This window comes from Planctomycetia bacterium (assembly GCA_034440135.1).
GTDB lineage: Bacteria > Planctomycetota > Planctomycetia > Pirellulales > JALHLM01 > JALHLM01.
Map to the genome: position 1 here is coordinate 1 of JAWXBP010000479.1, position 8,169 is coordinate 8,169.

Consider the following 8,169-nt stretch of genomic DNA (forward strand, 5'->3'; position numbering starts at 1 on the left):
CGCCACGCAACGCGGCGTCGACTGGCACATGAAAATCACCGACGCCCGCTATAAACTCAAATCGGTCTACCCCAAAATCAAGGTCTGACGAAACACTAGGCTCGTGGTTGATAAAACCGATTCCTCCGACTTTGGACTGCTGACGGTGGCGGAGACGGCTGAGCTGTTGCGGGTCAGCCGCTCACTTGTCTATCAACTTATTGAATCGGGTCGGCTAACGGCGCATCGGCTTGGAAGTGGACGAGGGGCCGTGCGCCTAAAAAAGGCCGACCTAATCCGGTATGTCGATAGCTGCCGGGACGAGGCAAGCGAACCGGCGCGTTCGCCGGTTCGCAGACCATCGTCCCTACGGCATTTGAAGTTCTAGCCGCCGGCGGCCTTCTTCGCCTGCTCAAGCAGATGCTTGGGGTTGTGCGACAGGTGTTGATACACGCGGGCAAGCGTACTCGGGTCGGAGTGTCCCATCAGTACGGCAACGGTCAGGGCGTCGATTCCCTGCTCCAACGCATTGGTGGCCCAAGAATGTCTGAGCGCGTAGAGCGAGTATCGCGGCCCCAGGGAAGCCGCTTTTCGATAGCGGAGTTTACGCCGGGCTTCCGTAAGGCGTTGGGCTTCCGACTTGGTGATGGTCTTGCCACGCTCGATGCGTGTCCGACTGATCCGCTTCAGCATGGCAGCGACTTCGGAAGCGTTCGGCGCATTGACTTGCCGCTGCGCTTCCTCCATGCCGATCCGCATGCGGATGCGTTTGAAGTGGCAGTTGACCGCAAGGGTCGTCCAGGGGCGTCCCCGCGAGTTACGAAAGAGCGGGCCGGTTGGATTTTCGACCATCTGTCGCTTGGTAATGGACAGGGCCTGGTCGCCGAGATAGTTGACGCGGACTTTCCGCTTCATCTTCGCTTCGGACTTCTTGAACACCCACCGGGCGTTCGCCACGTCCACGTGGCCGGCCGTGACTTTGAGAATCTCCTGCGGCCGGCAGCCGGTCTCCCAGGCGACGAGCAGCAATTCGCGGAAGCCCTCGTCGCGGACGAAAGTCAGGATACGCTCGAATTCCTCCGGCCGGATCATGACCTCCCGGCTTTCTCCGGAAGGGACTTCCAGGTCGGCGATCGGGTTGTCGTCGATGTAGCCCTGCTGCTTCGCCCACCGCAGGCAGCGTTTGACGGCTCGCAGGTAGTTGCGGCGAGTCGTGCGCGAAATATCGAAGGCATCGGCCCATTTCTCGACATGGAACGGGCGCAACTCGTCGGGCCTCAGGTCCGGCCAGCGGTTGACGAATCGCTGGAGTCGGTAGCGGTAGCCCTCGTAGTTGGCCGGCGAACGGTGCTTCTGCACCCATTCCAGGAATTCATCGATGATCGCCACCAGCGAGTGGGGCGACACCTTGCGGCGCTTGGGCTCACGCATCATCGCGTAGAAGCGCTCGAACGCTTCCTTCTTCGTGACGCCGAGATTGTGCCGGACGCCCTCAATCGTGGCGAACCAGGCCTTGCGATCTTCGCGGTACCAGGGTTTGGGACGGCGTGCCATGAAATCAACCCTCCAGCTCACAGGTGAGAGAACACCAAGCGAGCAAGCCGAAGGGTTTGCTTCGGGCCTCGTGACGGTTGCACCCGTCGCGAGGCCTTTTTCATTCCAAACCGAGTGAATTCTGTACCGAATTCTGTACCGGACAAGGGGTCACGGTTTCGGTACTCGTCGTAAGTCCTTTAGTATCAAGTACCCCCGAAGCAACGCTTTTCGTAACAGCTCTCCGCCTACTGAAGAGTCGTAAGTTGTTGAACGGCAAAGTTTTTTACGATTTCGCGTTTGTTTCGACCTGATCGCCGCCACTGTTCATTCGGCGAAGTCTTGAATGATGCCGACCTCCGCTTGCCGCTCCGCCAAAAACTGCCTGCGCTGACGTTTGTCGCTCATGGAATAAACGTCCGTTCAGGTTGCGCTAGCCCAAACGCCCGAAAACTCCAATTTCAGTTGAGGCAGGACACCAGCATTCCGGAGATTGCTCGTTCTCGCATCGCAGAAGCAGGATAATTTCCGAAAAGCCTCGCGCGCGGCAGTGTGCGAGTCCGTTTCCCGCGCCTACGATCCCTAAAATAGCCCGTAGTGCGAGCGCGGCGGGGAATCGCATGAAAATCGCGGTCATTGGTGCGGGGATATCAGGGCTGTGTTGCGCTTTTCATTTGCGGAAAGCGCATGACGTAACGGTGTTCGAGGCGGCGATTTACGTCGGTGGCCACACGAACACGATCGAGGTAATGGAACCGCACGGGACGATGGCCGTCGACACCGGCTTTATCGTCTTCAATGACCGTACCTATCCCAGCTTCACGCGACTGCTCGACGAACTGGGCGTTGCTTCGCAGCCGACCGATATGAGCTTCAGCGTCCGCTGCGACCGCTCCGGCATAGAGTACGCCGGCACGGGGCTGAACGGCTTATTTGCGCAGCGTCGGAATTTGTTCAGGCCGGGTTTTCATCGGTTGCTGCGCGATTGGCTGCGTTTCAGCCGCGAGTCTGGGGAAGTCGAAGCGGAGGCGGACGACCGGTGGTCGGTGGGCGACTACCTGGATTGCCGTGGCTATTCCCAGGAATTTATCGAGCAATACTTCCTGCCCATGGGATCCGCCGTGTGGTCTTGCCCGCACGACGACTTTCGCCGCTTCCCCATGCGATTCATCGTGGAATTCTATCGCAACCATGGGTTGCTCTCCGTCAGCGACCGCCCGCAGTGGCGAGTGATCCGCGGCGGGTCGCGGCGCTATGTCGAGGAAATTGTTCGGCATTTGCCGCGCGACATCGTTTTGAACTGCCCGGTAGCTGGAGTCTGCCGCGAGGCAGACGGCGTGGAGTTGCGATTCCCGCGACGCGAACCTGAGCGATTCGATCACGTGGTCTTCGCGTGCCATAGCGATCAGGCCTTGTCGATTCTCGGCGAGCAGGCCACGCGTGCGGAGCGGGCGGTACTCGGCGCGTTTCGCTACGAGGCCAACGAGGTCACGGTCCACAGCGATTCTTCGATTCTGCCGCGATGCAAGCGGGCCTGGGCGAGTTGGAATTACCGTATTCCGCGCTGCAACAGTGAGAAGGCGACGGTGACCTACCACATGAACCGCTTGCAGCGGCTTTCATCGCGTCGCGAATTCTGCGTGACCCTGAACGACACTGGTGGAATTCGTGCGGACGCCGTGCTGCTGCAATTGACGTACCATCATCCAGTGTTTGCGATCGGTCGCCGTGCGGCGCAGAATCGCCATGACGAATTGATCGGGCCGAATAGCACTTCGTTCTGCGGCGCCTATTGGGGGAATGGCTTCCACGAGGATGGCGTACGGAGTGCGGAGGCCGTCTGCGCAAAACTGCTGCCACCTCCCGATGCATGCGATGCGCCTGCCCCCGTCCTGGCCAGGAAAGGATAGTGGCGCCCGATGAACAGCTGCATCTACGAAGGTTGGGTTCGCCATCGCCGATCGCGGCCCGTGCGGCATGAATTTCGGAATACGATTGCGCTGCTGTTGGTCGATCTGGACGAGCTGAACACGGCCTTTCGCGGGACCTGGTTGTGGTCGGCCGACCGTCGCGCCATTGCCTCGATCCGACGCGAGGATCACTTCGGCGACCCGAGCGTAGCTCTCAAGGATGCGGTCTTGGACTGGCTTGCGGCAGAGGGCTTTGACGTCCCCATCGGTTCGGTGCGACTGCTTACGCAGGCGAGGTACTGGGGCTATTTGATGAACCCGGTGTCGTTTTTCTTTTGCCACCGCACCGACAATGACGCGCTCGCGGCCGTCATCGCCGAAGTGCGAAACACGCCATGGAGCGAGCGGCATTGCTACTTGCTGCGGCCGGACCAATTCGCCGCAGGCGGGTTGAGCGAGTCCATCGAGAAGCGCTTTCATGTTTCCCCTTTCATGCCGATGTCGCAGCACTACCGTTGGCGCCTCACTCCGCCCGGTGAATCGCTGACGGTCGACATCGAGAGCTGCGAGTCGGCGGAGCGAGTGCATCAAGCGACGCTCCAACTGAAGCGCCGCCCCTGGTCCGCGGCCAACCTGCGCCGGCTGGTGTGGCGCTATCCGTTGCAGACCCAACACGTGGCGCTCGCCATCTATTGGCAGGCGTTGCGGTTGTGGTGGAAGGGCTGCCCGTTCTATCCACATCCAAAACATCGTTCGTCCGCTGATTCCGCCGCCATGTCAGGAGAAGCACGTGTTTGAGAGACTCGTCGGCCGGTCGCTCGAACGACTCGAACGCGGTCGTATCACTTGGCGGGACGGAGTGTCGTGCCGAATCTTCGGCGACTGCGATGCCGATCTGCATGCGACGGTGACCATCCACAGTCCTCGCTGCTATCGACGCATGGCGCTGGGCGGAAGCCTGGGATCGGCCGAGGCCCTCATCGACGGCGACTGGTCGTGCGATGACCTGACATCGCTCGTGAGGATCTTCATCCGCAACATGGAATTGACTTCGGGGCTGGACCGGGGCGCGGCGATCTTCGCGCAGTGGTTGGGCCGCGCCGTCCATTGGTGGCATGCCAACACCCGCCGCATGGCGCGCCGCAACATCCACGCGCACTACGACCTGGGCAACGACTTCTTTCGACTTTTTCTCGACGACACGCTATGTTACTCGTCCGGCATCTTCGAACATCCGCACGCCTCATTGCGCGAGGCCTCGATCGCCAAGATGCAACGCGCCTGCGACCAGTTGCGGCTCCGCCCCTCCGATCATCTGCTGGAAATCGGCACGGGCTGGGGCGGCCTGGCGATGCATGCTGCGGAAGCGTATGGTTGCCAGGTGACGACCACAACAATCTCAGAGGAGCAGTATCGGCTTGCCGCCGAACGCTTCGCCCAGGCGGGTGTCGATCGTCGCATTCGGCTGTTGAACCAGGACTACCGCGACCTCGAGGGACAATTTGACAAACTCGTCTCGATCGAAATGATCGAAGCCGTCGGTCACCGCTATTACGGGGAGTTCTTTCGGCAATGCGGCCGCTTGTTGAAACCGGACGGCGCCATGCTGCTGCAGGGCATCGTGATCCGCGATCAGGACTTCGCCGCGCACACGCGTAGCGCCGACTTCATCGGCACGTACATCTTTCCCGGCGGCTGCCTCCCGTCGATCACCTCGCTCTTGCAAGCAGCGACACGTTCGTCCGACCTGCGCCTGGTGCAATTAGAGGACTTCGCCCCGCATTACGCGCTCACGTTGCGTGCCTGGCGGCGCAATTTCTGGCAGAACATCGATGACGTGCGCCGCCTGGGTTTCGACGAGCGCTTTATCCGCATGTGGGACTACTACTTCGCCTACTGCGAGGCCTGCTTTCTCGAACGCCGCGTGAACGTCGTGCAGATGCTCTTCGCCAAGCCGGAGTGCGGCCTGCCGGAGCTGTACCCGGAGGAGAGGCGTACGCCGCGCGTCGTCGCCGACCGGGAGGCGGTCGTCGTATGAATACCGCAGTGTTGCTACTCACCGGTTGGCTGGCGATGGCGATGTTGATGGCGGTCGTCTGGTTCGTGCAGCGCCGCACCGGCGATGCCGGCATCGTCGACGTCGCCTGGACGTTCGGCGTCGGAGGACTAGGCGCGACGTACGCGATCCTCGGCGGGAATGCTCCGTGGGAACGCCGACTATTGGTGGCCGTATTGATCGCGATTTGGGCGCTGCGGCTGGGTAGCTACGTCTTTTGGCGCGTGCTGACTCAACCAGAGGACGGCCGCTACGTCGACCTCAAACGCCAGTGGGGTCCGCAGGCCCAAGCTCGGCTCTTTCGGTTCTTCCAGTACCAATCTGTCGGCGCCGTACTGTTTGCCATACCGATGCTCCTTGCCGCCAGGAATACGCAGGCCGTTGGATGGTTCGATGGATTGGGCGTTGGGATCTGGCTCGCTTCGATCGTTGGCGAAGGCATTGCCGATCAACAACTGGCAGCCTTTCGGGCTCGTCCGAGCAATCGTGGCCGCGTTTGTCGTGACGGGCTTTGGCGTTATTCACGGCATCCGAACTACTTTTTCGAATGGCTGCACTGGTGGGCTTACGTCGCGTTCGCGCTCTGGGCGCCCGCAGGATGGGTGACGATCCTCTGGCCCATGATGATGCTGTATTTCATTCTGCGAGTGACCGGAATTCCACCCACCGAGGCCCAGGCGCTTCGTTCGCGCGGCGAAGCGTATCGGGAATATCAGCGCTCCACTAGCCCATTCTTTCCCTGGTTTCCCCGCGAATCCGATGGCTCATTCACTCAGTGACAGCATTACGGCCGGATTGATTGACGCGGTCGAGCAAGGGTGGACGCCGCTGCCACTCGTGCGCTTGGCGATTCGCCGCCTATGCGCAGCGCAACTCCGCGCGCTTACTCAAGGGGGGCCGGAAGTCGCGGCGTTGCAGCAACTTCAGTTTCGCGATCAGTCGCTGGATGGCCCGATCGCCCACGTCCCGGAGCTGGCCAATGCACAACATTACGAGGTGCCTGCCGAGTTCTATCGCCTGGTGCTCGGGCCACGCTTGAAATACAGCAGTTGCTACTGGGCTGACGGCGTAGACACGCTGGCGGAAGCCGAAGTGGCCGCACTTCGAGAGACCGCGCTACATGCCGAGTTGGAAGACGGGCAGCGCGTGCTCGAGCTGGGTTGCGGATGGGGATCGCTGACCTTCTGGATGTTGGAGCGGTATCCAAATCTCACGGTCACGGCGGTCTCCAATTCGCATAGCCAGCGACGGCACATGCTGGCCGAAGCGTCGCGACGAGGCTTCTCCGAGCGTCTGCGCGTGATCACCGCGGATATGAACGATTTCGAGGCCGATGATGAATACGATCGCGTGGTCAGCGTCGAGATGTTTGAGCATCTACGCAATCACCGACGGGCGCTCGAACGAATCGCTAGCTGGCTCGCGCCTGGCGGCAAGCTGTTTGTGCACATCTTTTGTCATCGCCAATATGCTTACGCGTTCGGCGACGGCAAGGCCGCCGATTGGATGGGGCGCAACTTTTTCAGCGGCGGCATGATGCCGAGCGACCGTTGGCTGGACGAGTGTGGCGGCGGCATGCTGTTGGAGCAACAATGGCGTTGGAACGGCCGGCACTATGCCCGCACCGCCGCGGCCTGGATCGCGAACATGGAACGGCATCGCGGCGAATTGCTCGACATTCTAACCGCGACGCATGGCCGCCACGAGGCTGCCCGCTGGTTCCGCAAGTGGCGGCTGCTATTCCTGGCGGGCGAGGAAATGTTCGGCATGTACGGCGGCGAGGAGTGGTATGTTTCACACTATCGTTTCGCGCCGGCTGCCCAACGCAATCCGAATCGCCAAACGACGTTGTCAGCGAATGGTAAACATTGATCGCTTCGCTGGAGATTTGCGATGTTTACACGCCCGCTAAGGTGTTTCATATCGGTTGAGTAATCAGATGAATGACTGGATGGCTTGGTACAACGCGCTCGATAAGCCCGGCTGGACGCCGGCACCGGCCACCGTCGGGCTCATCTGGCAGATGCTCTACCCGATCATCGTCGTGAGTTTCGGATTCATCTTTTTGCAGGCGATTCGCGGAAAGCTTCCATGGCGGGTCGCGGCGCCGTTCGCCATCAACCTCGTGGCCAATTTGATCTTCACGCCCATTCAATTTGGGATGCGTAATCTACCGCTCGCGACCGTCGACATCCTGGTCGTCTGGGGTACGATCATTTGGATGACGATCGCCGTGTGGCGGCATTATCGCTGGGCGGCCTTCGCCCAACTTCCATACTTCGTCTGGGTTTCGATCGCCATGGTGTTGCAATTGTCGATCACCTCGATGAATTGGAGTCGGGCGTGATTCGACTTGGTTCGTGCTGAGCGTTTGGCGAGTAGCCAATCAAATTCACTACAAACATGACGGCCTCTATCGCCAAGAAGTGACACAAGGTGGGGCTCAAGGCTAGCCGCCTGTGCGCGGAGAATGCCGATGCCCTCCCCGAGGTGCCAAGGTATAGCTCAGAGAACGAAACTGGGTGCCCTCGAATGTACCACCAATTCCTCCCGCTCCAGACGCGTCTGATGCCGCTGGCACGTGATGAAATGATTGGTTCTTCACCCAATTCCGGGGAATGAGGGGATGAGTTGAGTCAACGGCAGGTCTGCTTCATGTTGCTGGGTGTTGACGAAACCAGTGACACTGAG

Annotated in this window: 8 protein-coding genes; 7 read left to right on the top strand and 1 reads right to left on the bottom strand. The window is 60.4% G+C overall.

Annotation, left to right across the window (positions count from 1 at the left end; genetic code table 11):
* Window positions 1–145: 145 nt before the first annotated feature.
* Window positions 146–367: a helix-turn-helix domain-containing protein gene (locus tag SGJ19_27375; protein ID MDZ4783986.1), complete on the top strand. Its 222-nt coding sequence runs from the start codon at window positions 146–148 to the stop codon at window positions 365–367.
* Here the strand turns inward: SGJ19_27375 and SGJ19_27380 are convergent.
* Window positions 364–1,533: a tyrosine-type recombinase/integrase gene (locus SGJ19_27380; protein ID MDZ4783987.1), complete on the bottom strand. Its 1,170-nt coding sequence runs from the start codon at window positions 1,531–1,533 to the stop codon at window positions 364–366. The two genes, SGJ19_27375 and SGJ19_27380, sit on opposite strands and share 4 nt — an antisense overlap.
* A 599-nt stretch (window positions 1,534–2,132) precedes the next feature.
* Here SGJ19_27380 and SGJ19_27385 point away from each other — a divergent pair.
* The 6 genes from SGJ19_27385 (at window position 2,133) to SGJ19_27410 (ending at window position 7,825) form a co-directional block, all read left to right on the top strand.
* On the top strand, window positions 2,133–3,422 hold the full coding sequence (locus tag SGJ19_27385; protein MDZ4783988.1) for an FAD-dependent oxidoreductase: 1,290 nt from the start codon (window positions 2,133–2,135) through the stop codon (window positions 3,420–3,422).
* 9 nt (window positions 3,423–3,431) lie between these two features.
* Window positions 3,432–4,220 carry a DUF1365 domain-containing protein gene (locus SGJ19_27390; protein MDZ4783989.1) on the top strand — a complete coding sequence of 263 codons (789 nt, stop codon included), beginning with the start codon at window positions 3,432–3,434 and terminating at the stop codon, window positions 4,218–4,220.
* Window positions 4,213–5,460: a cyclopropane-fatty-acyl-phospholipid synthase family protein gene (locus tag SGJ19_27395; GenBank protein ID MDZ4783990.1), complete on the top strand. Its 1,248-nt coding sequence runs from the start codon at window positions 4,213–4,215 to the stop codon at window positions 5,458–5,460. Before SGJ19_27390 ends, SGJ19_27395 begins: the two co-directional genes overlap by 8 nt.
* On the top strand, window positions 5,457–6,257 hold the full coding sequence (locus tag SGJ19_27400; protein ID MDZ4783991.1) for a DUF1295 domain-containing protein: 801 nt from the start codon (window positions 5,457–5,459) through the stop codon (window positions 6,255–6,257). The genes SGJ19_27395 and SGJ19_27400 overlap by 4 nt, the downstream gene beginning before the upstream one ends.
* Window positions 6,238–7,350, top strand: coding sequence for a cyclopropane-fatty-acyl-phospholipid synthase family protein (locus SGJ19_27405; GenBank protein MDZ4783992.1), 1,113 nt, complete (start codon window positions 6,238–6,240; stop codon window positions 7,348–7,350). The genes SGJ19_27400 and SGJ19_27405 overlap by 20 nt, the downstream gene beginning before the upstream one ends.
* 67 nt (window positions 7,351–7,417) lie before the next feature.
* On the top strand, window positions 7,418–7,825 hold the full coding sequence (locus SGJ19_27410; protein MDZ4783993.1) for a TspO/MBR family protein: 408 nt from the start codon (window positions 7,418–7,420) through the stop codon (window positions 7,823–7,825).
* The last annotated feature ends 344 nt before the right edge of the window (window positions 7,826–8,169 follow it).